The organism is Paenibacillus polymyxa (genome assembly GCF_018614975.1).
GTDB classification, from domain to species: Bacteria; Bacillota; Bacilli; order Paenibacillales; family Paenibacillaceae; genus Paenibacillus; species Paenibacillus polymyxa_E.
This window is the reverse complement of the sequence record NZ_JAGGNR010000013.1, coordinates 87,302-111,462: the sequence shown is the minus strand read 5'-3', so window position 1 is coordinate 111,462 and position 24,161 is coordinate 87,302. Positions and strand designations below refer to the sequence as shown.

Here is a 24,161-nt window from a genome sequence, read left to right as displayed (position 1 = left end):
TAGGATATTCAACAGGCGTGTTGGATTTTATATGTTGAACAAGGTTGTCGATCCTGACGAGACAATGGTTACGAGAACTGAAGTTTCTCCTGAGTTTATTACTATACAAGGTGGATTTGCAGACAGTATTAGCAGATATCACGGTTACAACATTTCACATAATAACAATTCACTATTCATTCAGATTAAAGGCAGCAAACTTCCTATCGGTGGTAGTAAAGACTTCACAATTTCATTTTCTAATACTTATGGGAATGTTGATGAAATCTACTTATTAGGTCCTGGCAACTCTAAGAAAAAGATTTGGCCGAATCCCTAACCTTCATTAGAGCAAAATATGATCTGACGCAATCAGCTTCAGTCTCTTCTGCTTAATTTCTTAAATGCCGAGTATTCCTGATCAGACTTCATATAACTTAATATCTTTTCCGCACATGCAGCTGAGCTAAGCTCTTCCGTATTCACTTCTAGATCATATTCATCATAGGAGTAGATGTAGTCGAACTGAGAATGGGCAAGTCCAATCTCGCGATCTCCCCTGCTCTGCTCTCTTCTGGTGAGTTCTTCTTTTGAGCACTGCACGCCGACGAACATTATTGGATAATCCGAAAGCAAATCATAAAAACCGTTAAACCACTTGTCATTGCTGATAACCGTATCCACGATGACATTCAAACCCATTTCCGAAAATAGCTTAATGGTTGCACAGTACATCGAATTGATGGGGTCGAACAGGATATCTGTCATCACATGGTGTTCCACTTCTCTTGTTGGTTTCATATCTGGATATGTAGTATCGATGAATTGATCATAATTATGCAGAAATTGATCTACAGATAGATGATGAAACGGAATATCTCCCTGATTTTTCATTTCCATCGCAATGCTCGTCTTCCCCGAACTTGACGTTCCGTTCAAAAATATAATGAGTCCTCGTTCCATATCTATCCCCCTTATCATTAGATTTATTTTATCTTATTTTCTTTTCGTTGTTCTCTCATTTTGGCTAATGCTCGTTTGGCCGCTAGTTTCCCATTATGCATTCCTTTTTTGGAGACTTCTACTAATTTTTCTCTAGCCGGCGTGTAACGATGGAACCCCATAATCTGGCATGCTCTCTCTTGAACATACATATCTTCATCATCTATATATTTCATCAGAGAATCCAGATGGCTTTGCGGGGTTAATGCCATAATGCAATAAATGTACTGACAACGAACATCCTCATTTAATCGTGGATCAGACTCAATTACATCGTTCAATTCATGAATACAACTTAAGTCTTCATTCATTTGATCTCTACTAAGTTCAATATCGCTGGGATAGTCTTTCTTCAATTCATCCCAATCCTGATGAGGATTTCGTTCCAGTTCACGTATGAATGAGCCTGCACTTCTATAAGCTGGAGCTATATCCGTCTCCTCATGGCTGATATAACTTATCCTGTACTGGCATGCACCTTCCACATGTAAGCCTATGTAGTTCGAATGATCATCTATCCATAAAGGAATCATATTGTGGTACACCTCTATTCCAGCCATATCATCCAATGATTCAACGATCTCGTCGCGCTGCATTAATTGTAGAAAAAACCTGTAATCCTTCTGTTTCTGAAAATGAACTTCTAACTCCTCAACGATTGTAGCAGGTAAAGTAATACCGCGTCTGTTAAATAGATCAGCAAACATATTTTGTCCCCTCCACAATTCATACCATATCAATCATACAAACAATCGTAACGTTTTAACGTTTACCAATGTATAGCTTCGTTTGTGTCCAATGAAGATTATAGCCATAGCAGTATAGCTCAAAGTATGGATATAAGCAGTTTTCCGCCTCTTGCAAACCTTGATAACGGGGCCATTGCAAGTAATAGGCTACCCAATAATCGCAAGCGATGGAATAGTAGGCTTCGCTCAATATTTCGATAGCTTCATTGTAATCTTTGCGTGAGCGAAGTAGGTCACCAAGTGCTTCGTAAACGACCTCGCTATCCTCTTCATCCGTGCCTTGAATCAGTCCTTGTTCTAACTTGCTAATTTCCCCTGGTGGTAGTGCAACCACTTCCTTTACACACGCCAAAGCCCCGTATGCTTTCTTAGCTACGTCTGCTAGTTCATCATCCTCCGGCACCATGGAGAACAGACTCTTCAATCTTTGAATTAGTTCTTCCCCTAGACCACGGAGCGTTTCCTCGGAAGCATCCTCATTTCCACCATTGAAATAACCCGGCACATATTCGCCAGCGAATTCCTCTGGATTCAACATCTCATAGATCAGACGTATTCTGTCCAGAAAACACTGGCCCTCTGGAATCGGCTCAAGCACACGTTCAATCCCTGCTCCCGATGGCATAAACCATTGAAAAAATCCGTAGAGATGGTCTGCCTCAACCTGTTCATCATCTTCTCGCTCAATATCTTCTCCGCCCATCGCTAATAAATAGCGGCCATATTCTTGTTGATCCATTCGTACCATCTCCTCGTTTGTTCCACCGCTTTACCACTTTTAGTTTGGTACAACCAATTTACAATAATTTTCAGATATGTGTATAGTAGAAATGAAGCAAGATGCTTTCAGAAGAAGTTAAATCTAACGTAGAGGATGAGATCATGTCTTTTTTTAAAAAGAAGGTTGTACTAGTCTCTTTATTCGTATTGGCTATCTCTGCTAGTGCAATCGCTTATGCAAATGATCAATCGAAACCGGATGTACCCATTCATAAAGTCGTCAACCTTTCAGCCAACTCTTTAACATTTCATGAAATAGATAAGCTGGATGCATTCGCTGAACTGATCGTTATTGGTTATGCAACAGAAGATTTCAGAGATCGAGAGCATGTTATTACTGCATTTGATGATGGAACCATGCAGTCTTTTCACACCAATACAAACAGCAAGATTGAAAAGATATTGAAGAAACCCGACGATTTCCCTTCAGATCAGAACGAATTACCAATCATTGAACCCGTTAGCATCGAAGGAGATGTCATATATACAGTTGATGACTATGTAGAACTGCAGAAGGGTGATGAAAGTGTACTCTTTTTGATGAGAAACTCCTATGGCGACTATGGATTAATCAACGATAATTTGGGAAAATTCAGCCTTGAAGGGATAACTCAATATAGTTTACCTCAATCCTCCACTGTAGAAGAGTTATCCGAATACGAAACTTTCCGGGACTCCGTTATGGAGAAATACCATTTGAATTAAGGTTTTTATCAAACAACGGTGACATTTGCGGACATAGCTGCCCCTTCAATCTATTGCACTTCTTTATCAAGGATTACGTCAAATGATGAAGTTATCGATTTTTGTCTAAAATCATTGGGGATCACTTTAATCTCCACGTTTAGATGTATAGATTCAGGAAGATTCATTTCAGTTATATTCTCATGACCAATGAAGTAATAATGCTTTTCGTCCAGTTCTATCAAACCTCCACCTGTTGAGCCAGAAGTTGAAATCAAATGTCCGTCACGATAAAGCTCACAAGCAATGTTATATTCCTCCAAACTGAACCCTTTCACTTCATATCCGACCTTGATTTGATTTTCCATGTAATCAGCATTTCGTAAACTGATCGCGCCACCATCAACCATTTGGGTCTGAATTGCAATATTTGCTTCGGGCATCACTGGTTTCTCTAATAGATAGCCTACTTTTAGGTACCATATAGCTCCCAGTACAACTACAGCAAGTACAATCATTGCAATGATAAACTTCTTCTCTTTTTTATCCATAATCCTTACTCCTTACATCTTACATCTTTTCTGCCATACATCGTGAAGAAGTTAACATGCCATCTAAAGAGGGGATTGCTGTCTTCAATGGTCTCTTGTTTGACGTTCATATCTATTAATGTCAGTTGTGTTGCTTTAAAAATATTCATGCACGACTCCCCTGTTCATTTAGCTGATTATGAATTAGTAAACGATTTCTGTAGCATCAATGTCTTCCTCTATAGATTCCATACATGGCTCACATAATTGTTCTAATGACTCCGCTTCAAAATAGTAAACATTGTATACAGCTACTTGTTTTTTACCCTTCGATTTACATTGTTCACAGTACTTATTTCTTTGTTTATTCTTTTCAATGACTCTGGGATACGTAACTCCAGCTTGCTCTACTCCGATGTCCATTAGTTCAATGAGACTGATATGACTCTCGCCAAAATCATATACATATTCCAGTTTATCCCCTCGTTGTAACTTCAGATCTTTGATCTTCTTGTTTGCTCCCCTGCCTTTCCCACCCGGCTCAATCTCTCCATAACCTGTAGTTGACCAAACCTTCCCTCGATAGAACTCGCTCAAATGATCTTCCTCATAACCGAATGACTCTCGAATCATTTTGTCGAAGTCACCTAATGTTTGAGTCTCTTGGATCTCTATCTTTCTCCAGATGGATTTTCTATGTTTATTTGTTATTTTAAATAGATAAACTGCCATGGCAGATACACCCTCTCTGCATATAAAATTTTAAGATATTCTATTGGCTACAACATGTTCACACATTTCACTATTCTTCATATGCTATTCCTTCCGCTTCACACCAATCGATTTTTTCTTCTTCATTTTATCCCTTTATCATTCTCTCCAATCTGTCTATTAACTTCTTCCAAATTAACCCCAGAACATTCCGTTATGACCTTCGTCCACGATCTTAAGCTGTGCTTCAAAATCTTCGTTCGGTTCAATATCATCGATGAAATGCCACTTTCCCTTACTGTCCTGCCAATACACTTTCCATACCTTCTCATCCAATCTGAACTGTGCTACCGGCATCTGTACCCATCGATCGCTTTGAAAGGCTTGTCTTTCTTCAATCAACGTCACATGGTTACCTCTGATTTTATAACTAATTTTAATCTGACTTTTTACATGCTCGGGTACTGCATTCTCGGTGTAATGATCCATAATCTTTTGAATCCGCTTCTTCGTAAAATCATCCATTGTTTCTAACTCTCCTGCCTTGATCCGTTTTGCTATGATTATATCATGTTGTTTTCTCAAATTTAAATGATACTTTTAGTGTTGTAAAAGGTGAAACGGGACGCGGCTTGTGCAATGGCAAGCCGCGTAAGGGTGAGGTGCTGCGCCCAATGGGCAGCACCTCATGGGTTTGCACCGCGTGCATTAGCGCGGTGCTCATGCTGCCATCACGAGCACACTTCCGTGATGGCAACACTTGGTGCATCACGATAGCTGCGCCGTGATGCACGCAAAAAAGCGCCGCGACCTCATCGTCGCGGCGCTTCCTCCTGCTGCATGATGCCAATCGGCCATGCAGCTTGTGTTACACTGCTGCGTCCCATAGGCGCAGCACCTATTGGGATGCACCGCATCCATGATCGCGGTGCTCTCTCAAATGCCGCTGCACCTACATGGCAGCGGCTTCTTCTCCCAGCGGCAGCGTGTAATACTGCGCCTGCTGCCCTTCATGCTGCTGGTACACTACGACCAGCAGCGTCCGGCCTTTCGCGGCAAGCGGGCTGGCGCCAGCTAGCACACGCTCAAGCCGGAACGGAAGCACATCGAGTACGGTGTGCTTCTGCAGTTCCTTTTCGCCGAGACCAAGGTCGGCGAAATCACGGGCACCCATGACCGTCTGTGCGGTCATGGCCGAGGTCATCGGCAACGCACGCGAAGCGTTGCCGTCCACCATGTCCGCCGATCCATCCGCGGCGGACCCTGTTGCGTCGCCCGCTGGGAGCGACGCTGCATCCCCGGCTTCGCTGCCGATCACACCCGCCGCATCCGCGGCAGCGTCTTCCCCGGCAGCAGCCGAACTTGCCCCAGCGGCATTCGCACCCGTGCCGCTGCTTTCCAGCCATGCCGTGCCAGCGGCACCGGCAACACGTGGCAGACGAACGTCTTCCGGACGTTCAGCCAACGTTTTCATATAACCAGCCCACTGGTCTTTCTGGAGCGGATCTTCCCACCAGATTTTGCGCGGTTTGTATTTGTGACCGAGGAAATAGTCCAGCTTCATCAGGCCAAGCACGACATCCATATGCGGCGTGTTCCGCGACTCCAGGAAGCTGTGCAGACGAGTGAACAGATCCTCAAGTTGGTGACCAATCTTCTGCCAACCCTGACCTTCCCAATAATCCCCGAATGCCTGGAAGAAATCAAACGGTGAGTTGAACTCCTGCTCCATCAGGTACTTCAGCGTATGGTCCATGCGGTGTGCGTTCCAGTATTTCTCCAACACATCCTCCAGCCGCTTTAGGCGCACGATGTCGCTGAACGGCAGCACGTCGCTGCCCAAAATCTCATACGGCGCGTGATCCATATACGTATAGTTGTACTTCTCCGCATCCAGACGCAGACCCGTACCACGCAGCATTTTGAGGAATCCGAGCTGAAGCTCTTCTGGCCCCAAGGCAAACACATCATTAAACGTTTTGCGGAACGTATTGTAATCTTCCTCCGGCAGTCCGGCGATGAGATCCAGATGCTGATCGATTTTGCCACTGGCTTTCACCTTGTTCACGGTACGGCTCAGCTTGGTAAAGTTCTGGCGGCGTTTCACCAGTTCATTTGTCGGATCGTTCGTGGACTGTACCCCAATTTCGAAGCGGAATGTGCCCGGCGGCGCGTTCTCTGCCAGATAGTCGAGTACCTCGGGACGCATAATATCTGCCGTAATTTCAAACTGGAACACCGTCCCCTGATGATTCTCGATCAGGAATTTGAACATTTCGAGCGCATAATCCCGCTTGATGTTGAACGTCCGGTCCACAAACTTGATCAGCTTTGCACCCTTCTCAATCAGGTACAGAATGTCCGACTTTGTCCGCTCAATATCGTAATACCGCACGCCGACCTCAATACTGGACAGACAGAACTGACAGCTAAACGGACAGCCACGGCTTGTCTCAAAATAAACCACCCGTTTCCCCAGATCCGGGATATCCTCTTCGAATCGGTGCGGAGACGGTAGATCGTTCAGATCCGCCTTTGGCCGTCCTGGCATGAGAATGACTTCTTCCCCTTTGCGATACGCCAGTCCATACACGAAGTGGAACTTCTTGCTTCCTTCCAGCTCCGTCAACAGCTGATGCAGTGTCTCTTCCCCTTCACCCATTACGATGAAATCCACATTGGGAATCCGGTTCATCCAATATTCCGTGTCGTAAGACACTTCCGGCCCGCCCAGCAGAATTTTCACGTCAGGCATAACCTTTTTCAGATTATCAATGACCTTGATCGTCTCTTCAATGTTCCAGATGTAACATGAGAAACCAATCACGTCCGCGCCCCGCTGGTACAGATCAGACACAATGTTCATCACCGGGTCCTTAATCGTATACTCCGCCAGGTCAATATCAAAATCCTTCTCACTGTACGCCTTCAGACACCGCAAGGCCAAGGAGGTATGGATGTACTTTGCATTTAATGTAGAAAGAATAACCTTCATGGTTCACAACCTTTGCCTGGACACCCAGACCATATTTTTTGGGTAAAAAGAAAGCTGCACAGCCATCCTGCCCAAGACGCTGTTCATCTAAACCCTTTTGAACTAGCCTTCCATGTCTCATGGACATATCCAACTTTTGTCTTTCAAAGAGTGGACACTCTTTTCAAAAAGACATATACACCTCGCCAAACCAAAACCACAATATACAGTATAAAACCCGCACCTTCAACCTACATGTCGTATACGATACGGTCAGCCATTCCTAACGCCAATGTCCACCCTTTGAAAGACAATTCGCCACCATTTGTCCACTCTACAGAGACAAAATAATCAACTTCAAACTCAACTTCAACCTATAAAAGACCTCCATAGTGTTCAATCGTTGAAAGGATACCAAGGTCCAACCCCTCCCCCAGCAACTGCAGCATTAAACTCGGCCAAGAGATCGATCATTCCTTGCACCGGAGAAGATGGAACTGTCCAACGGATTGTGGAACAAAAGGATTGCACGGAGCAGGAAGATGCTGTGAATGAAAACACAGACTAGCTAATCCTGGCGAATTGTCCAGACGATTTTCTAAGAAACCGAGGACGACTTATTCGGCCATCCGGGCCTCCTTTTATTTTGTAAGGAACATCAGACACGTTATTGACCAAAATCACCTGACAAACACGCTGTTAACCTCTGTTTACCCTAATATAGCGAGTTTCAGATTCCTTAGATTGCTGTGGGCGCTTCAAACCCCTGAATAAGACGTCACAGGTTCGTTAGCGCTCCCGCTCCATGTTCTGCTCCTAACATGCAGTTGTGCTCCGGCTTTCGGCAGGTTGAAGATAACATCTGGATACATATATAGCATCCTTTCAAACAATTAAGTTCCACAGTAATGAACTTCAAAGACCTGAAAGCGCGAATGTAACAACAATTCTCAGTCCATCGCAACCAGCCAAACTCGCTCATAATAGATCATACTCACTCATACTTATTTATACCTGCTCATACCTACTCATACTCGTAAAACACATCATCATCCGTATCCACTTCTTCGCCCGATTGCTTCTGGAAAAACTCCAGGAACGGCAGTCCGTACTTGCGGTACTTCACCTCACCGACCCCTTTGATATCCAGCATGTCATGTTCTGTCTGTGGACATACCACACTCATCTCGCGCAGGGTTGCATCATTAAAGATAATGTACGATGGTACATGCTCTTTCGCCGCCAGATCACGCCGGATCAGACGAAGCTGTTCAAATACCGTCTCGTTGACCGCAGATGGCATCGCATCGCGTCCGCGGCGTCCGCCATAGTTCGTACCCGAAGCCGTCGCCGCTGTTTTGCGGACGACACGCTGCATCACTTCACGCTGGCCTTTGAGCACTTCCACCGCAAGTGGTTGCAGACGCACAACCGGATACTGTCCCTCGGACAGCATCAGATATCCTTCGGATACCATCACGTTGATGATCTCCGATATCTCGCGCTCTGTCCGATTACCCATCACGCCGTAGGTTGGCAGAGAGTTGAAGCCGTAATCGAGCACTTTTTTGGCACGGGAGCCTTTGAGCACCGAAGCGACCAGCGATACACCATATCGTTCACGCATGCGGTGAATGCAGCTGAATATTTTCTGCGCATCAATCGTCATGTCTACCAGCTCGCGGTCGTCCGTGCAGGAACTGCAAGTACCGCAAGGTGTATCATCATGCACCTCACCGAAATAATCCAGCTGCGCACTGCGCAGACAACGCGTCGTGTAACAGTAATCCACCATCTGCTGCAGCTTCCGGTAATCGTTCTGTTTGCGGTCGCCGTCCATCGGATTCTGCTCAATCAGGAACTTTTGGGTAATAATATCCTGTGCCCCGAATAGCAGAATACACTGGCTTGGTTCTCCGTCGCGTCCCGCACGCCCGGCTTCCTGTACGTATGCCTCCATATTCTTCGGCATGCTGTTATGAATAACGTAACGCACGTTCGATTTATCAATCCCCATCCCAAACGCATTGGTCGCCACCATCACCCGAATATCGTCGTACAAAAAAGCTTCCTGGCTCTGGGACCGTTCATCGTCCGTCATGCCAGCATGGTAGCGTCCTGCAGGCAATCCCGCCTGCAACAAACGCTGATGCAGATCGTCCACGTCCTTACGGGTCGCGGCGTACACAATCCCAGGCTCACTGGCATGCTCGCGCGCGTAATTCAGAACAAAGTCCTTCTTACTCTCGCCGCGTAGCACGCTAAACGCCAGATTATCGCGCCCAAGTCCGGTCACATAGGTCTGCGGATCCTGCAAACGCAGCAGTCGCAGAATATCGCCCATGACCTCAGGCGTCGCTGTAGCCGTGAAGGCCGCAACCACCGGCCGCTCCGGCAAACTATCCACAAACGGCGCTACCGCCAGGTAGCTTGTCCGAAAATCATGCCCCCACTGCGATACACAGTGGGCCTCATCCACGGCAACGCAGGAGATGGGCAATTGCGCCATCTCATCGCGGAACCAATCCAGCTCCAGCCGCTCAGGCGCGACATAGAGCAGCTTCAGCTCACCGCGCTGCGCCGCGCGGATGCGCTCATTCACTTCTTTGCCGCTAAGTGTACTATTAATGTACGCGGCAGCAATTCCAGCGGTCGTCAACGCATCGACCTGGTCCTTCATCAATGAGATCAACGGGGAGACAACTAGCGTGAGACCCGAATATAACAGAGCGGGGATCTGATAACAGATCGACTTACCGCCCCCAGTTGGCATAATGCCGAGCGTATCTTCGCGTTCCAGCAGGCTGGCTACAATCTTTTTCTGTCCCTCACGGAAGTCGGGGTAGCCATAATATTTTTGCAGGAGACCCTGCGCTTCTTCAATAGTAGGTGTTTGCACACTCATGTAAAGACTCCTTACTTATCACCGGTGTTTTTCCACCAGCTTGGTCCGATCCGATTCTGACATCCGAAAGCGGCACATCCACCGCATCCTCGACAACAAAATGGCGTTCTCATGACTTGTCCGTCAAGCAAACGCCGCTCCCTTTAGTTTAACGGCCCAGCCCCGAATGAGCAACCGCGTTTTACTGTAAAACGTTTGAAGCTTCTTCATTAAAATAAAAACAACCGTCCTGCCCTAGTTGGACAAAACGATTGCATTAATTTTGACAATCTACTACACCCTCCAGAGACTGTTTCGTACTGGTTGTACTTCTCATCTTTCTGTGACTAAATTTCATACTCAGATAAGCCGTTTGTTTTGGCAATCTTCTACTTCAATTTATTTTCTCTATCTTCTACTCCCGCTTCAAACCCTTCTGTCCTCATCTGTCCCAGTTCGTCTCCCTACTTACGCGGTGACACTTCACCACGTTCTTCCCGCTCCTTCATCTCTTTGCGTACCACAACTTCGAGCTTCTGGCGATTGGTAAGCAATCCGGGATCGTTGGGCAAGTACTCACGGGCTTTGGTGTTATGAATCAGTGCCTGTTCCCAGTTGCCTAGATGAGCATAACAAAGGGATAAACGGGCATGTGGCAGCCAGGTACGGCAAGCCATAGGCACCGGGCGCAGGCCCGGATCGCGGCTGCTCACGTCCACCGCCTGCATATACCAGTAGATCGCGGAGACGGGTTCCTGCCGTTCATGGAAGCAGGCCGCAATGGCACAGCAGAAGTCGGCATGTGGCAGATCATACTGGAACGACTGCAGCAATGCGCCGAGCTTGCGGCCCGGCTCACCCAGTCGTTCATAACATTCCGCCAGCCGCGCGCAGGCAATCAGGCGATCCTCGCGGTAACCGCTTGGCTGCTCCAGCAGCTTCGCATACCCGCGTGCAGCCGCCGCATAACGCTGGCGGTCATAACATTCGCCTGCATAATAGAACAGCAGGCGACCTTGGGCTACGCCCTCTTCGGCGATCCATTTGCGCAGAATGCGCACGTTTCGCGCCGAATGATGTCCCGCTTCGCGGCGATGCGTAACGGCAATGTCTGCCGTAATGACCTCGCCCCGCGGGAAGCTAAGCTGCTCGTGCAGCCGGCCATGCCAGCGGCACCCGGCATCCCGCTTGACCAGGCGAAGGCGTCGGTCCGTCACAAGCGGACTTCCCTCCGCCCCCTCGGCCAGCGTGTAGTTCAAGATCACAGCTGCCGTCTTCCCCCCAGACGGCAGCTGTTGCTTCAACACCGCAAGCTTCGCCCGTTCCGCGGGCAGCAGCACATCATCCGCATCCAGCCACAGGATGTACTCCTGCGTGGCTTTGGCGAATGACTCATTCCGCGCTGCGGCAAAGTCTTCCTTCCATTCATACGTGTAGACCTGATTGGTATACTGCGCAGCGATGTCCATCGTGCGATCCGATGAACCGGTATCCACAATGACGATCTCGTCCGCAATGCCTGCGACCGAGTCCAGACAGCGCGCCAGCATGCGTTCCTCGTTCTTCACAATCATGCACAGACTGATGGTGATCACGTTTTGAGCCCCTTCCTGTCGTACGCGTATTGCGATAGGATGACAATTTTGCTTCCTTAGTTCTTTGTTCCAGCCCTTTCCACTCTAATGGTAGTGACCTTACTTTCTCGAACCCTACAACTCAACGTTTGCCATCCATGTCACGTTGCTTCTACCCTTCTTCGTTCTCCTGACGGCGCAGCCGTTTCACCTGCTCCACCGCACTGTCCAGTGCCTTCTTCCGCTGCTTCATGACACGGAGGTGCTGTTGTTCCACCTCGGCAAAATGAACATGGTCCAGCTCCATCCACTCCATCAGTTGATCCAACGTTGGCGACATATGCAGCTGTGTATTCCGCCGTTTGCGGGCCACGCAACATAGATATTTATGATGAACTTCGAGTTTCAAGACTTCAAAATACGGCATCAGGGTTATCGCCAGGCTTCCCGCATAGAACGTTTGCTTGTGGTCATAGAACGGGTGATACCCATACGGCACAGTCACAACCAGCGTCCCATCTTCTTGCAACAGCCGATGAATCTGGATCAGTAACGTCGCTGGATGAGCAAAATGTTCCAGCACTTCTCCAAGCAGCACAGTATCAAAGGTAGTCCTTACTTTCCATTGCGTAATATCCAGCATTCGAAAAACCACATTGTTCCTGACTGGCCTGGACTCTTTGGCAAGCTCAGCTTGCGCATATCGCACACTTTCTTCTTCCAGATCGATCCCTGTTACACGAAATCCTTCACGTGCCAGCAGAATGGACGTAATGCCCTGACTGCACCCGACATCCAGGATACGTTTGCCTGTCGCCTCACGGCACATCCAGTGGATACGTGTTCTCGTCGCTTCATGAGAATCTTCCGAATTAATCTCGCCGTAATAACGTTCACTCACCCGGTCATGATTCGCCATGGGCATCTCCCTGATCCTCGTCGGGACCGATTGCAACTTCATGGTGAGCTGCACTATCCTCGACTGCCTCTTCTTTTTGTCCTACCCATGCTACGATTTCTTGTTGCTCGCGAACTCCCTTCACCTCAGGCCGTAGAGGCATGCCCAGCACCACAATATTTCCCCCGTGGCATCCGGCCGTTGCATTGCGTGTATCGAATATCAGCTTTGCATGATCTGCCATCTCCTGATAATTGAATCCCGAATGATCCGTGGTGATGATCACCAGATCAGCTCCTGTCCATAATTCCGGCACCGCTGGACAAGAGTGCAATACTGTACCGTCATCCTTGCGGAAGACAGGCACCATTGGATCGGTGAAAACCACATCTGCACCCGCTACGCTCAGCAGCCGGAAGACATCCAATGCTGGCGATTCGCGCAGGTCATCAATGTCTTTTTTATAAGCCATACCCGCCAGTACAACACGTGCTCCCCGCACAGATACACCCTTCTGCTCCAGCAGCTCCGCGGCACGCTTCACCACTCTCTCTGGCATTTGCCGATTGGTTGCATCCGCCAGCTGAATGAATTGCAGCTCCGATCCCTGACGATTTGCAGCCCAGGACAGATAGATCGGATCGATTGGGATACAATGTCCACCAATGCCGGGACCCGGATAGAATGGCATATAACCAAACGGCTTCGTTGCCGCCGCATTCAGTACTTCCCAGATGTTTACCCCCATCTGTTCACAGGCCGGGGTCAACTCATTCACAAGTGCAATATTGACACTGCGAAATGTATTTTCGAACAGCTTTGCCGTCTCCGCTACCGTTGTTGAACTAACCGGAACAACTTCATTGAGGAACGAGCCGTAGAATTGTTTACCATAATTCAGACAAGCGGGTGTGGAGCCACCAATGATCTTCGGGGTATTTTTCACACCATAATGCACACTGCCCGGATCTACCCGCTCCGGAGAATAACAGACGTAGAACTGTTCTCCAGCTCGCCAGCCGTTTGCCGCTTCAATCGGTTGTTTCACGCGTTCTTCCGTCGTGCCCGGATAGGTCGTGCTTTCCAGAATAACCAGGCTGCTTTCCTGCAAATACGGAGTCAGACCATCCACCGCGGCCGAGATAAACGAGATATCTGGTTGATGCTCGACAGTCAACGGGGTAGGCACACAGATTACAATGATATTCGCCTGTGCCACAGCTGCATAATCAGTGCTTGCCGTGAACAATCCTGCCTGCATCAGAAACCGCAGGACATCATCTTCTATACCGATGACATACGAATGCCCGGCGTTCAGCTTGGTTATCTTGGAGGTATCGATGTCAATCCCGTGGACCTGATAACCTGCCTGTGCCATCTCCACGGCCATGGGTAAACCGACATAACCGAGACCGATGACAACAGCCTTCAGGGAGCGGTCATTGATGTGTTGAAGTGTATTATGTTGCTGCGGCCCTTCTTTTCCTTCGTGCTGCTCGTGCTGATGTTTCTCTTCCATTCCTTCCACCTCCAAACGCTCCGCCTCCCTTCGGTTAATCGATATAGCCGCCTGCACGTAAGAAACGGGCAATCGCTGGTTTGTTCATCATGGCACTGTCCGAGCGATACTCGGAGAAGTTCACACGAGGCAGACTGCTGTACTGATCCGTCAGGCTCTTGTCCTTGTGCTCCGGAAGGATCACATAATACTGAGCATCGTATTGATACGTACGCGGTGCTTCAAAGGGCGAGATCAGCACTTCATGCAATTTCTCGCCTGGACGTATTCCCGTCACCGTATAATCGAAGGATGGACGACCGGCGTGTTCCAACATGACGGATGCTAGTTCCGTCATCTTGCAAGCTTTCATTTTCATCACAAAAGTCTCTCCGCCCACAGCCGCCTCAGCCGCCTTAAGCAGTAGATGTATGGCTTCGGTGCGCGTCAAGAAAAAACGGGACATGCCTTTGTCCGTAATGGTCGGGCTCTTGCCTTCATCAATCTGACGACGGAACAAGGGCACCACACTTCCGCTGGTACCCAGCACATTGCCACCGCGGATACATACAAACCGAGTGACTTCGCTCAACCAGTTGGCACGAATCATCATTTTCTCACCCAGGGCCTTCGTCATGCCGTATACGTTAATCGGATCTACCGCCTTATCGGTGGACACATCAATGACTTTGGGAACCTGCATGCGGATCGCAGCCCGAATAATGTTCTGCGTCCCGATCACATTGGTCTTGAACGCTTCATCCGGCTGATCCTCGCAGACCGGTACATGCTTCAGCGCAGCCAGATGGAAGAGCACATCCACGCCTTTGCACGCATCTTCCACTGCCCGATAATCCCGAATATCCCCAATGACGAATCGCAGACGCGGGTCATGGTTGAACTCTCGTTGCATCGCAATCTGGGCATATTCGTTACGTGACAGGAGGCGAATCTCTGCCGGGTCCTGTTCCAGCAGCACCTCGGTCAGCTTTTGACCCCAGGAGCCTGTGCCCCCGGTAACCAGAATCGTTTGTCCTTTAATCATGCATATACCCCTCCCTGATCAGATCATGAATTCGCGTAATACCTGTGCCATCTCTTCGCGGCTTAACCGGTCTTTGGGTGGTACCTTTTTGACCGAAGTATTGCTCGAATGCACGATGTTGACGTAATTGCGCGGCGTCAGCAGCTCATGCGGCAGATCGATGACATTGCCGTGCGTACCTCGGCCCGGCAGCTTCACCCGATACCCGGATGCGTACTCCGCTGTTTTATACAGGTAGACGTAGAATTGCGGAGAACGATGAAACGCAGGTGCCATCTCGTTGTTCACGCTATCCCAGAGATAACCGTTCTGATTAATCAGGGCCATCGTCTCGGGCTGTGGTTGCACATCATATAGCTGCTGTACAAAGGTCCGGTGATACAGGTCATCCGAATCCAGACGGGCAATATAGATGTGCTCCGCCCCTTCAGCAAATGCCAAAATCGCTCGCACACTCTCAATATGGGTTCCAAAACGAATGTTTGCAGGCAGTGGCTCCTGTTCCGCGAGAATCTCCTGCATCACTTCTCCCGATTCCTTGGATAACTTCACTACCGTCAGGAAATCCTGATTCGTCTGAGCTTTGAGGCAGTGCAATGTAAATGTGCGAAAAATGCTCATCCGCCGCTCCAGCCATTCTCTCGTCAATCGCTGCGGGTCGAGCCCATAATTGTTGAAATTAATTTCTATAACCACTTTCCTGGACATAACATTCCTCCTCATGAACTCTGCCATCTTCTTTCAGCGGATACCTGCCATTTTCATAGTTTCAACAGTCGTTTTCATACGAAACACAACTTCCGGCTGTCTGGTGCTGACAATCCATCCAGATCTAGCTTTCCAATCCTGCCGACTCTATAAGGTATGAAATGTTAATAGAAGCGGTACGGACGAATGCACTGATTCTCAACGAAATAGATTGATATACAGCTGAAGATGGTGCCCTGCGGGTCGAACGTACATATCATTTCTGCAGCCGCAACATAGAATAGAGCAGTTCATTTTTCAAAGGAGGCAACCACTCGAATGAATTCGATCTATCTTGAAATGGATGGTGTGCTTGATCAGCTTGAAGCGGCACTGCTCGAAGAGCGACCGTTGTCTCTTGTACGCGTTGGCGATGGAGAGAACATCGTCATGTCTCAGGAAACGGTGTGGAGCACGGAACAGGTTCTTCAGGAGCGTTGGGCCATTAAGGCTAATCTAGGACAAAAAGGATTGACTCTGCCCAACCCGCAGCTCCGGGATGAAGTCGCGGCCTCCTTGCAACGTGCGGATATCGTCGGCATTCTTCCCCGCGGTGACAGCACCATTAACGCTCCGGATTATCTCAAAAGACCCTTGACCGATATGGTGTTTGCACACTTTGGCATCTCGCCTCCAATGACTTGTCATGCCTGTGTCAATCGGGAGCTGGCGCAGAACCCGCGTTTCTGGCAGATGCTCGCAGGCAAACGCGTGCTTCTCGTTACCCGTGAGATCGAGGCACTGCGTGCTACACTCATATCTGAACCGTATCATCTGAGTATAGTAACTACACTGCCCTTCGACAGCTATGATCAGATGCAGGACACGCTGGAGTGGATTCAGACGAATCAAGATACCTTCGATGTGGCTCTCTTCTCCTGCGGCGTCAACGCGGTTGTTCTTGCTGAGCGAACAGCCGCACTCGCTGGTAAAGTCGCCATCGACTTTGGCAAAGCCAACAACATCATTCTGAAAGGACGTGCCAACTGATTTTCAGGGCTCCTTCAACTTTGAATCGGTTGCATTCGAAACATGCATATGCTTGTACGGCAGAACCCCCCGGCTCAAGGAGTCGGGGGGTTCATGCTGAGCGCTAGTCGAACCATATCACTACATGGACATGTACTTCTGGGATTTCTGGGTTGTAAAGCGAACTCTGCCGTAAGAAAAGCGATGTCGAAGCACGTTGCTGTTCTCACATTACGATCTTCACCATTATTTGGTGGCTGCAATACCGTATAACATCTCCGGCCCGGTTCTTACTGCTGTGGACACCCCCGAGATGAACGAAGTATACACACTTTCCAGTGCTGGTGGTGCAGACAGATCCTGAGCTGTGAACGAATGAAATTCGGCACCTCCGTTCTGTCCGATCGTACCTTCAGCACGGTAGATAACATAGAAAGGATCATATAAAAAACCCCGCACAAGCTCAACAACAAAGGTATCTCCCAGTTCTCCCGTAACACCTACTGTCCCGTTCAACGTAATAATAGGGTTCACCACTCCCTGCGTCTGAAGACCAATAGCGCCGAACGCTGTCGGCGATTCTGACAGGGACAAACCGGGCTGTCCAACTGTTCCCGAGTTCATCGAAGTTCTCATATCGAGAAACACGCCCATGAGTAACACCTCCAATGCTATGGGATAACATATCCTATGAATCTCACAACTCTTCGGATTGGATGTATAGCAGATTCCATGAACCTATTTTTATTTGTCGACTGTTAGTGGTATATTGAACTGCATAACGAAATGAACGGATCGTATGCACACAAGCGGTACAGGCTGTTCAGAAGGAGATTACTATTCATGAATAAACGCAAACGTCCAACAGGCAAAACATCAGCCACGGCCAAGGGAAAAACATACGCAGGTTCATCTAAAGCACGGTCAGGCAAGTCTAACTTCTCATCTGCAAAATCATCAGGAGCTTCCGCATCACGCAATACGGAGGAGAATAAAAAACAACTAGCTGCCAAATCATCGGCCGCACCGAAGAAAGCTGGAGGTAACAAATCCAAAAATGCCAGTGCATCCAAACGCCCGGGCAATTCCTATTATCGCAAGCAGGAACCACCACGCCAGTACAAAGTGACTGAACCGGATGAACTGTTGAACTTCCTGTTGCAGCATTTGAAATCAGGACGGAACGCAGTGAAGTCCATTCTGGGTCGTGGACAGGTATCCGTGGATCAGAAGGTCGTAACCAAGTTTAATGAGGCGCTGACGCCAGGTCAGATTGTCTACATTCGAAAAGAAGGTGCAGTCGCTGCTCCATCCTTGACGGGTATTAACATTTTGCATGAAGACGATGATATCATTGTGATTCGCAAGGAAGCCGGACTGTTGTCCATTGCTGCTGACAAGACAGATGACCTGACGGCTTATCGCCAACTGACAGAGCATGTGCGCCGCACCAATCCGCTGAACCGGATTTTTGTCGTACATCGTCTGGATCGGGATACGTCCGGTGTGATGATGTTTGCCAAAAGTGAAGAGGTGCAGCAGAAGCTGCAAAACAACTGGAAAGAAAATGTGCAGGACCGCGTATACGTTGCCCTTGTTGAAGGTTCGGTAGCCAAAGAAGAAGGCACCATCTCTTCTTGGCTGAAGGAAACCAAAACGCTAAAAATGTACTCCAGCTCTCGTCCGAATGATGGACAACATGCGATTACACATTACAAACGTCTGAAGTCGAACCGTGAGTTCTCCCTGCTGGAAGTGCGTCTGGAGACAGGTCGTAAAAATCAGATTCGTGTGCATATGGAAGATCTCGGACATCCTATTGCTGGTGACAGAAAATACGGCGCACGTACGAGAGACCTTGGCCGTCTCGGACTTCATGCACGTATACTCTCGTTTATTCATCCCACAACGGATGAGTTAATGTCATTCGAAACGGATATTCCGAAGCCATTCCTGTATCCGTTCCGTGCAGATGCTCCACCCGCGAAATAACTGCATCTTGATAGCGAATCGACTGAATGACGGATTGATCATGCCTGAAAGGAGGAACGGCCCCTGAAAAACCTGTTAATTACCGGTTACCGTGCACATGAATTGCAGATTTTTGGACAGAAGCATGAAGGTATCCCTTTTATCAAAAAAGCCATCTCATCCCGCCTCACACCTCTTGTCGAGGATGGACTGGAGTGGGTATTGACGCCAGGACAATATGGTGTGGATTTGTGGGCCTGCGAAGTGGTAATTGATCTGAAGAAGACGTATCCACATCTGAAACTGTCGATCATCACTGCCTTTCAGAACCCTGAGGAGCAATGGAAAGAAGACAAGCAGGAGTATTACCGTTCCATCCTCTCGGGTGTGGACTATTACGGTGCGATTAGCAATCAACCTTATATCGGGCCGTGGCAGTTCACTGCACGGGATGACCTGTTGCTACGTAAAAGCGACGGGCTTCTGCTCGTTTATGACGAAGATGCCGGGGATGGTAGCCCCCGTTTTATCAAGGAAAAAGCCATGAAGAAACAGCAGAACGAGGACTATACAATCATCAGTGTGACTTCAGAAGATATCCAGTCTGTAGCCGAGGATGAGCGCATGAACGATGTTATTGACTTTGATGATTCTTCATACTGATTCCTTGTGGATCAGTATCGTTCGTCAGAGCTCCATTCATGCAGGGCGATTATCAGAGGTGAATAACATTTCGAATGACGTACATATGTTTTTTTTCGAGGCAGGTTGGGTATAAGTAGTATTATAACTGCGATGATATGTCGTATGGGATAAGGGGAACTGCAACCATGACAATTACGCCAGAACAGCGCATTCAACTGCATGGATTTAACAACCTGACCAAGTCGCTGAGCTTTAATATGTACGATATTTGTTATACCAAAACCAAAGATGAACGCGAAGCTTACATTGAATATATCGATGAACAATATAACGCCGACCGGCTGAGTAAAATTCTGAACAACGTCTCTGATATCATCGGAGCCCACGTTCTTAATGTTGCCCAGCAGGATTACGTGCCTCAAGGTGCGAGTGTTACGATGCTTGTCTCGGAAGGTCCAATCGTGGAGATCCCTGAAGAATCACTCGATGAATCTCCCGGCCCTCTGCCTGATAACGTTGTCATGCAGCTGGATAAAAGCCATATTACTGTGCACACCTACCCTGAGTTTCATCCTAGTGAAGGTATCAGTACCTTCCGTGCGGACATTGATGTCTCCACCTGCGGTGAGATCTCACCGCTCAAGGCGCTGAATTATCTGATCCACTCATTCGATACGGACATTATGACGATGGATTACCGGGTACGTGGTTTCACGCGGGATACAAGCGGGCGCAAGCTGTTCATTGACCATGAGATCGGCTCCATTCAGAATTATATTCCAGACGAGATCAAGAGCAGCTTTGACATGATTGACGTGAACGTCTATCAGGAGAATATTTTTCACACCAAGTGTAAACTGAGGGAATTCGATCTCGACAATTATCTGTTTGGGTACACCAAGGATAAGCTCAGCAAGAAGGAACAACAGGAGATTACGGAGTGGTTGAAGCTGGAGATGGATGAGATCTATTACGGGAAAAATATGAATCGTCCCTCTTAAAGAGGTTGTTCAACACTGATCCATATGGGCAAGGTCTAAGACAAGATTTCATGAAGGCAGGGTTCTTCTATTCAGGGGACCTCCAGCATGTGCTTGTCTTTTTCTTTGTTATGTTGACAGTGTGCAACTTTATTTCTTATTATAGAAGTAACTGTACAATCTACAGTGAAGGAGACTGAGCCCGTGATCGAAACGAATACGACAAGACGTAACGAATCACTGTTACAAGCGCTTACTGCACAGCACAGTGCCATTACCAATAACATTGCTAATGCAGACACGCCCAACTACAAAAAGAAAACGGTAGAGTTTCAGGAAGAGCTGAGACGGATCGTTGAGAATGGCAAATCAGACCAGCTCAACATGAAGCGGACTCATGAAAAACACTTCCCTATTAGCGATCCCAATGCTTCAATTGTGAAGTACCGGATTGTGGAGAACAATGAAACATCCATGAACAATAACAACAATAACGTTGATATTGACAAGGAAATGGCAAATCTTTCGGAGAATCAGCTCATGTATAACTACATGGTCGATCGGGTCAGTGGACATTACAAAAAAATGAAAAATTTATTGAATGATTTGAAATAATGAATGTACAGCAGCCCATGATGGCTGCTTTTTTTTGTCTTTTTCCCCTGAGTGTACGCTGTTTGGTCCCATTTTTCGGTATCCTCTCTTATTCGTAGTATAATGAGAAGAAACGAATGATTACATATCGAATAAAAGAGGTGCAACATGTCTCCACGTCATTTAAATGGTTTTCAAGGTTCCAAAGTCAGATTAGCGGCCCCATGCCCGGAAGATTGCATGCGTCTCTCCCGCTTCACAGACGATTATGAATATTTGCGCAACATGGATACCGATATCGCGATCCCGTTAACGCCGGATGAGACAGGGTCCTCCTCTGTCCGCCGAGACAACGGATTTGAATTCGCATTACGTACACTGGAGGGTAACCGATTCATTGGATTCACAGCCCTCTACCGGATTGAATGGAACAATCGCTCCGCTCGTCTGGCCATTGGTATCGGCGAAGAAAATGATCGGGGTAAAGGTTACGGCAGCGATGCTCTTGCTCTAATTCTTCGATATGGCTTCCACGAATTGAACCTGAACCGGATTGCGCTGGAAGTTATCGAATACAATGAAGCCGCGAGACGCGCATACCTGAAAGCCGGATTCCGGGAAGAGGGTCGCCAGCGTTCTGCAGTTTTGCGGGATGGCCTGCATTACGACCTGATCTCGATGAGTATCCTTGCCGAAGAATGGTCGGTACAGTCTGGGCTTCCATTGTCATTCCAGTCTACTCGCACTCCTCAATCTGGGGAAATGGACGCGAGTAGTATCTCACAGCGTAATGGGAATGAACATGCTGCGCTCTCCCTGTCGGAATTAAGTTCTGTTCCAAAAGGTGAATCTGACATTTCACCTCGCATCGGCGTAGGCGCGGTCATCCTGAATGAACGGGGCGAAGTGCTTCTCGCCTGGCGGAATCGCCAGCCCGAACAGCACACCTGGAGTATTCCTGGCGGGAAAGTAGATCCCTATGAATCATTGGAAGCTGCCGTCATCCGTGAAATCAAGGAGGAAGTGAATCTGGATATCTCCATTGACAGTCTGCTCTGTACGGCGGAGACGATCCAGCCAGAGCAGAAGGAACATTGGATATCCGTGCTCTATTCCACCAAGGTGATTGGCGGCCATGCTCGTAATCTGGAAGAAGGCGGAGCCATCGGTGAGATCGGTTGGTTTCCATTGAATGATCTGCCCTCTCCACTCGCCTGCTTTGCCGTGCCTGGGCTGGAAGCTGTGAAGAAGTTATATAACCAGAATTAAGCTTGGAGGTGCTTGCAAGTGTTGGAGAGTCCTCTTCCTCATCCTGTACCCTTCATTCTGCATGAATCGAGTTCTCAATTCGATTGGAAAGGCAGCAGCTCGCTATCACTGAAAACATTCCGTAACGGAAAAACGCTCTATGAAGCGGGACGCGGTCACTTCGCAGTCAATAATGAGAACTATCTGCTTCTGAATGAGGGTCAGGAATATAGTCTTCACATTGATTCATCTACTCCAGTTGAATCCTTCTGTATCTTCTTTCCTCCCGGTTATGTGGAAGAGATCGGGCGGAATTTAATTCGCAGTGATCTTCGGCTACTTGATGAGCCGTATAGTTATTCCCCCTCAAGCAAGATGGAGTGGGTAGAACGTACATACGCGATGGATAATCGACTTGGCGCAGCCCTGAATCATTTGCGGAATTTGTACAGTCAAGACACGCTGGATTCCTGGGCAATGGCGGAGCAGCTTCATCAGCTTGCTGTTCACATGCTGGATCTACACCGTAACGTTCAGCAAGAGATCAACGAACTGGATATGATCAGACGTTCAACCAGAGAAGAGTTGTACCGAAGAGTGTATATCGGGCATGAGTATATCTCCGCCTACTATGATCAGCCTTTAACGCTAGAACAGACAGCATCGGCTGCACAACTATCCGTGAATCATTTTCTACGCAGTTATAAAAAGTTGTTTGGTACTTCACCCCATCGTTATCTGACTGAATGTAGACTATTGGCTGCGAAGGGGCTTTTGCTAGATTCGGACAGGTCTGTCACCAATATCTGTTATGATGTGGGCTTCGAAAGCCTTGGTTCGTTCAGTTCATTATTCACTAGACGCTTCCATAGCTCACCTTCCCAGCTGCGGGCAAAAAGGTGATTATGAAGAAGAACCTCTGAAGAGGAATATCTATAATTACATTATCTCATCAGATGGAGGTATTCCTTTATGAATCACGCAGAACAGATTAATCAACTATTTCAGGCTGCACAGTCTGGAGATTTGGCCAACCTGCAATTATTGCTCAATTTTCACCCGGAACTCACCAATACTGAAAATCAGGATGGGTTAACTCCGCTGGGATATGCCTCTCATTATGGACAAGCAGGAGCAGTTCGTCTTCTTCTGGAGCATGGAGCCGATGTTAACACCCTTTCTCATTCCAAGATTTCCTTTATTCCGTCCAATACTGCACTGCATGCCGCGCTTGCGGGAGAACGTTCGCCAGAAGTTATCCAACTTTTACTCGAACATGGGGCATCCACGAGTATTCTGGACAGCGATGGACAATATGCGTTGCACTCCGCAGCATTTCATACGGATCAGATCGAACTTATCGAGATGTTAATCCAGCATGGTGCAGATCCACATGCGCTGAACTCAGCGGGTCAGACCCCACTGGACATTGCACTTGAACGTGGTAACACGTCTACAGCTTCATGTCTGCGAGCAGCCGTTGCAGCTCAGCAGCAATAATGTTTAGGTAGATTGGACAATAACATGAACAACCGCCAGAACTCTTTTTGGAGTACAAAGAGAAGGTCTGACGGTTATTTGTTGTTCGATTACATACCTCTATCGGGAGGCTATATAAGTTGAGCTAAAGAATATTTACACTTGCCACTCCGATGACAGAACAACCCTCCGATCGCTGTTATCCCCAAATTTTTTTAAT

At 47.9% G+C, this 24,161-nt stretch carries 24 protein-coding genes and 1 pseudogene; 11 read left to right on the top strand and 14 right to left on the bottom strand.

Going from position 1 to position 24,161, the window contains the following annotated elements; translation table 11 throughout:
- The coding region (locus tag J7E78_RS13155; protein ID WP_215076598.1) for a hypothetical protein at window positions 1–319 on the top strand (319 nt) is incomplete at its 5' end.
- 38 nt (window positions 320–357) lie between these two features.
- Here J7E78_RS13155 and J7E78_RS13150 read toward each other — a convergent pair.
- The 3 genes from J7E78_RS13150 to J7E78_RS13140 are packed head-to-tail and all read right to left on the bottom strand — an operon-like array spanning window position 358 to window position 2,469.
- Window positions 358–942 carry a chloramphenicol phosphotransferase CPT family protein gene (locus J7E78_RS13150; RefSeq protein WP_215076597.1) on the bottom strand — a complete coding sequence of 195 codons (585 nt, stop codon included), beginning with the start codon at window positions 940–942 and terminating at the stop codon, window positions 358–360.
- A gap of 23 nt (window positions 943–965) precedes the next feature.
- Window positions 966–1,688 (bottom strand): HEAT repeat domain-containing protein, encoded by a 723-nt coding sequence (locus J7E78_RS13145; protein ID WP_215076596.1) that lies wholly within the window; start codon window positions 1,686–1,688, stop codon window positions 966–968.
- A gap of 55 nt (window positions 1,689–1,743) precedes the next feature.
- Complete coding sequence (locus J7E78_RS13140; protein ID WP_215076595.1) at window positions 1,744–2,469, bottom strand: hypothetical protein; 726 nt, start codon at window positions 2,467–2,469, stop codon at window positions 1,744–1,746.
- Between the two features lie 143 nt (window positions 2,470–2,612).
- On the opposite strand from J7E78_RS13140, the gene J7E78_RS13135 reads away from it, so the two are divergent.
- Window positions 2,613–3,215, top strand: coding sequence for a hypothetical protein (locus J7E78_RS13135; protein WP_215076594.1), 603 nt, complete (start codon window positions 2,613–2,615; stop codon window positions 3,213–3,215).
- Between the two features lie 50 nt (window positions 3,216–3,265).
- On the opposite strand, the gene J7E78_RS13130 is transcribed toward J7E78_RS13135, so the two are convergent.
- From J7E78_RS13130 to J7E78_RS13085, 10 genes are all read right to left on the bottom strand, one after another.
- Window positions 3,266–3,745 carry a hypothetical protein gene (locus J7E78_RS13130; RefSeq protein ID WP_215076593.1) on the bottom strand — a complete coding sequence of 160 codons (480 nt, stop codon included), beginning with the start codon at window positions 3,743–3,745 and terminating at the stop codon, window positions 3,266–3,268.
- Window positions 3,746–3,928: 183 nt separating this feature from the next.
- The gene (locus J7E78_RS13125) at window positions 3,929–4,456 is read right to left on the bottom strand and encodes a plasmid pRiA4b ORF-3 family protein (protein WP_215076592.1); all 528 of its coding nucleotides are present in this window, start codon (window positions 4,454–4,456) and stop codon (window positions 3,929–3,931) included.
- A 174-nt stretch (window positions 4,457–4,630) separates the two neighbouring features.
- Window positions 4,631–4,960: a DUF3024 domain-containing protein gene (locus tag J7E78_RS29395; RefSeq protein ID WP_251035012.1), complete on the bottom strand. Its 330-nt coding sequence runs from the start codon at window positions 4,958–4,960 to the stop codon at window positions 4,631–4,633.
- Between the two features lie 427 nt (window positions 4,961–5,387).
- A complete protein-coding gene (locus J7E78_RS13115) occupies window positions 5,388–7,430 on the bottom strand; it encodes a B12-binding domain-containing radical SAM protein (protein ID WP_215076591.1) in 2,043 nt (680 codons plus the stop codon).
- Between the two features lie 1,003 nt (window positions 7,431–8,433).
- Window positions 8,434–10,314, bottom strand: coding sequence for a DNA helicase RecQ (gene recQ, locus J7E78_RS13110; RefSeq protein ID WP_215076590.1), 1,881 nt, complete (start codon window positions 10,312–10,314; stop codon window positions 8,434–8,436).
- 443 nt (window positions 10,315–10,757) lie between these two features.
- On the bottom strand, window positions 10,758–11,888 hold the full coding sequence (locus tag J7E78_RS13105) for a glycosyltransferase family 2 protein (protein ID WP_215076589.1): 1,131 nt from the start codon (window positions 11,886–11,888) through the stop codon (window positions 10,758–10,760).
- A 151-nt stretch (window positions 11,889–12,039) separates the two neighbouring features.
- Window positions 12,040–12,786, bottom strand: a complete 747-nt coding sequence (locus J7E78_RS13100) for a class I SAM-dependent methyltransferase (RefSeq protein WP_215076588.1) — start codon at window positions 12,784–12,786, stop codon at window positions 12,040–12,042.
- The gene (locus tag J7E78_RS13095) at window positions 12,773–14,284 is read right to left on the bottom strand and encodes a nucleotide sugar dehydrogenase (protein WP_251035011.1); all 1,512 of its coding nucleotides are present in this window, start codon (window positions 14,282–14,284) and stop codon (window positions 12,773–12,775) included. Before J7E78_RS13095 ends, J7E78_RS13100 begins: the two co-directional genes overlap by 14 nt.
- Before the next feature lie 34 nt (window positions 14,285–14,318).
- On the bottom strand, window positions 14,319–15,308 hold the full coding sequence (locus tag J7E78_RS13090) for an SDR family NAD(P)-dependent oxidoreductase (protein ID WP_215076587.1): 990 nt from the start codon (window positions 15,306–15,308) through the stop codon (window positions 14,319–14,321).
- Window positions 15,309–15,326: 18 nt separating this feature from the next.
- Window positions 15,327–16,016 carry a glycosyltransferase gene (locus tag J7E78_RS13085; protein WP_215076586.1) on the bottom strand — a complete coding sequence of 230 codons (690 nt, stop codon included), beginning with the start codon at window positions 16,014–16,016 and terminating at the stop codon, window positions 15,327–15,329.
- A 318-nt stretch (window positions 16,017–16,334) separates the two neighbouring features.
- Between J7E78_RS13085 and J7E78_RS13080 the strand changes: the two genes are divergently transcribed.
- Entirely contained in the window at window positions 16,335–17,045 is a 711-nt protein-coding gene (locus J7E78_RS13080; protein WP_215076585.1) for a GT-D fold domain-containing glycosyltransferase, read from the top strand.
- 225 nt (window positions 17,046–17,270) lie between these two features.
- Here the strand turns inward: J7E78_RS13080 and J7E78_RS13075 are convergent, their stop codons facing one another.
- A complete protein-coding gene (locus tag J7E78_RS13075) occupies window positions 17,271–17,678 on the bottom strand; it encodes a hypothetical protein (RefSeq protein WP_215076584.1) in 408 nt (135 codons plus the stop codon).
- A gap of 189 nt (window positions 17,679–17,867) precedes the next feature.
- On the opposite strand from J7E78_RS13075, the gene J7E78_RS13070 reads away from it, so the two are divergent.
- The 8 genes and pseudogenes from J7E78_RS13070 (at window position 17,868) to J7E78_RS13035 (ending at window position 23,962) form a co-directional block, all read left to right on the top strand.
- Complete coding sequence (locus tag J7E78_RS13070) at window positions 17,868–19,016, top strand: RluA family pseudouridine synthase (RefSeq protein WP_215076583.1); 1,149 nt, start codon at window positions 17,868–17,870, stop codon at window positions 19,014–19,016.
- Between the two features lie 63 nt (window positions 19,017–19,079).
- Window positions 19,080–19,658 carry an SLOG family protein gene (locus J7E78_RS13065; protein ID WP_215076622.1) on the top strand — a complete coding sequence of 193 codons (579 nt, stop codon included), beginning with the start codon at window positions 19,080–19,082 and terminating at the stop codon, window positions 19,656–19,658.
- 167 nt (window positions 19,659–19,825) lie between these two features.
- Entirely contained in the window at window positions 19,826–20,641 is an 816-nt protein-coding gene (speD, locus tag J7E78_RS13060; RefSeq protein WP_215076582.1) for an adenosylmethionine decarboxylase, read from the top strand.
- Window positions 20,642–20,824: 183 nt separating this feature from the next.
- A complete protein-coding gene (flgB, locus tag J7E78_RS13055; protein WP_215076581.1) occupies window positions 20,825–21,235 on the top strand; it encodes a flagellar basal body rod protein FlgB in 411 nt (136 codons plus the stop codon).
- A 147-nt stretch (window positions 21,236–21,382) separates the two neighbouring features.
- A pseudogene (locus tag J7E78_RS13050) lies at window positions 21,383–21,871 on the top strand (GNAT family N-acetyltransferase); the annotation flags it as partial.
- 210 nt (window positions 21,872–22,081) lie between these two features.
- A complete protein-coding gene (locus J7E78_RS13045; RefSeq protein WP_311517259.1) occupies window positions 22,082–22,483 on the top strand; it encodes an NUDIX domain-containing protein in 402 nt (133 codons plus the stop codon).
- 18 nt (window positions 22,484–22,501) lie between these two features.
- A complete protein-coding gene (locus J7E78_RS13040; protein ID WP_311517249.1) occupies window positions 22,502–23,365 on the top strand; it encodes a helix-turn-helix transcriptional regulator in 864 nt (287 codons plus the stop codon).
- A 69-nt stretch (window positions 23,366–23,434) separates the two neighbouring features.
- On the top strand, window positions 23,435–23,962 hold the full coding sequence (locus J7E78_RS13035; RefSeq protein ID WP_215076579.1) for an ankyrin repeat domain-containing protein: 528 nt from the start codon (window positions 23,435–23,437) through the stop codon (window positions 23,960–23,962).
- The last annotated feature ends 199 nt before the right edge of the window (window positions 23,963–24,161 follow it).

Excerpts from the sequence above, each read along its gene's own strand:
- J7E78_RS13090 (WP_215076587.1), bottom strand. The coding sequence starts at position 15,308 with ATGATTAAAGGACAAACGATTCTGGTTACCGGGGGCACAGGCTCCTGG.
- J7E78_RS13145 (WP_215076596.1), bottom strand. The coding sequence starts at position 1,688 with ATGTTTGCTGATCTATTTAACAGACGCGGTATTACTTTACCTGCTACA.
- J7E78_RS13080 (WP_215076585.1), top strand. The coding sequence starts at position 16,335 with ATGAATTCGATCTATCTTGAAATGGATGGTGTGCTTGATCAGCTTGAA.
- J7E78_RS13150 (WP_215076597.1), bottom strand. The coding sequence starts at position 942 with ATGGAACGAGGACTCATTATATTTTTGAACGGAACGTCAAGTTCGGGG.
- J7E78_RS13115 (WP_215076591.1), bottom strand. The coding sequence starts at position 7,430 with ATGAAGGTTATTCTTTCTACATTAAATGCAAAGTACATCCATACCTCC.
- J7E78_RS13095 (WP_251035011.1), bottom strand. The coding sequence starts at position 14,284 with ATGGAAGAGAAACATCAGCACGAGCAGCACGAAGGAAAAGAAGGGCCG.
- J7E78_RS13085 (WP_215076586.1), bottom strand. The coding sequence starts at position 16,016 with ATGTCCAGGAAAGTGGTTATAGAAATTAATTTCAACAATTATGGGCTC.
- J7E78_RS13130 (WP_215076593.1), bottom strand. The coding sequence starts at position 3,745 with ATGGATAAAAAAGAGAAGAAGTTTATCATTGCAATGATTGTACTTGCT.
- J7E78_RS13125 (WP_215076592.1), bottom strand. The coding sequence starts at position 4,456 with ATGGCAGTTTATCTATTTAAAATAACAAATAAACATAGAAAATCCATC.
- J7E78_RS13035 (WP_215076579.1), top strand. The coding sequence starts at position 23,435 with ATGAATCACGCAGAACAGATTAATCAACTATTTCAGGCTGCACAGTCT.
- speD (WP_215076582.1), top strand. The coding sequence starts at position 19,826 with ATGACAATTACGCCAGAACAGCGCATTCAACTGCATGGATTTAACAAC.
- J7E78_RS29395 (WP_251035012.1), bottom strand. The coding sequence starts at position 4,960 with ATGGATGATTTTACGAAGAAGCGGATTCAAAAGATTATGGATCATTAC.
- J7E78_RS13075 (WP_215076584.1), bottom strand. The coding sequence starts at position 17,678 with ATGGGCGTGTTTCTCGATATGAGAACTTCGATGAACTCGGGAACAGTT.
- J7E78_RS13135 (WP_215076594.1), top strand. The coding sequence starts at position 2,613 with ATGTCTTTTTTTAAAAAGAAGGTTGTACTAGTCTCTTTATTCGTATTG.
- J7E78_RS13100 (WP_215076588.1), bottom strand. The coding sequence starts at position 12,786 with ATGGCGAATCATGACCGGGTGAGTGAACGTTATTACGGCGAGATTAAT.
- J7E78_RS13140 (WP_215076595.1), bottom strand. The coding sequence starts at position 2,469 with ATGGATCAACAAGAATATGGCCGCTATTTATTAGCGATGGGCGGAGAA.
- J7E78_RS13070 (WP_215076583.1), top strand. The coding sequence starts at position 17,868 with ATGAATAAACGCAAACGTCCAACAGGCAAAACATCAGCCACGGCCAAG.
- recQ (WP_215076590.1), bottom strand. The coding sequence starts at position 10,314 with ATGAGTGTGCAAACACCTACTATTGAAGAAGCGCAGGGTCTCCTGCAA.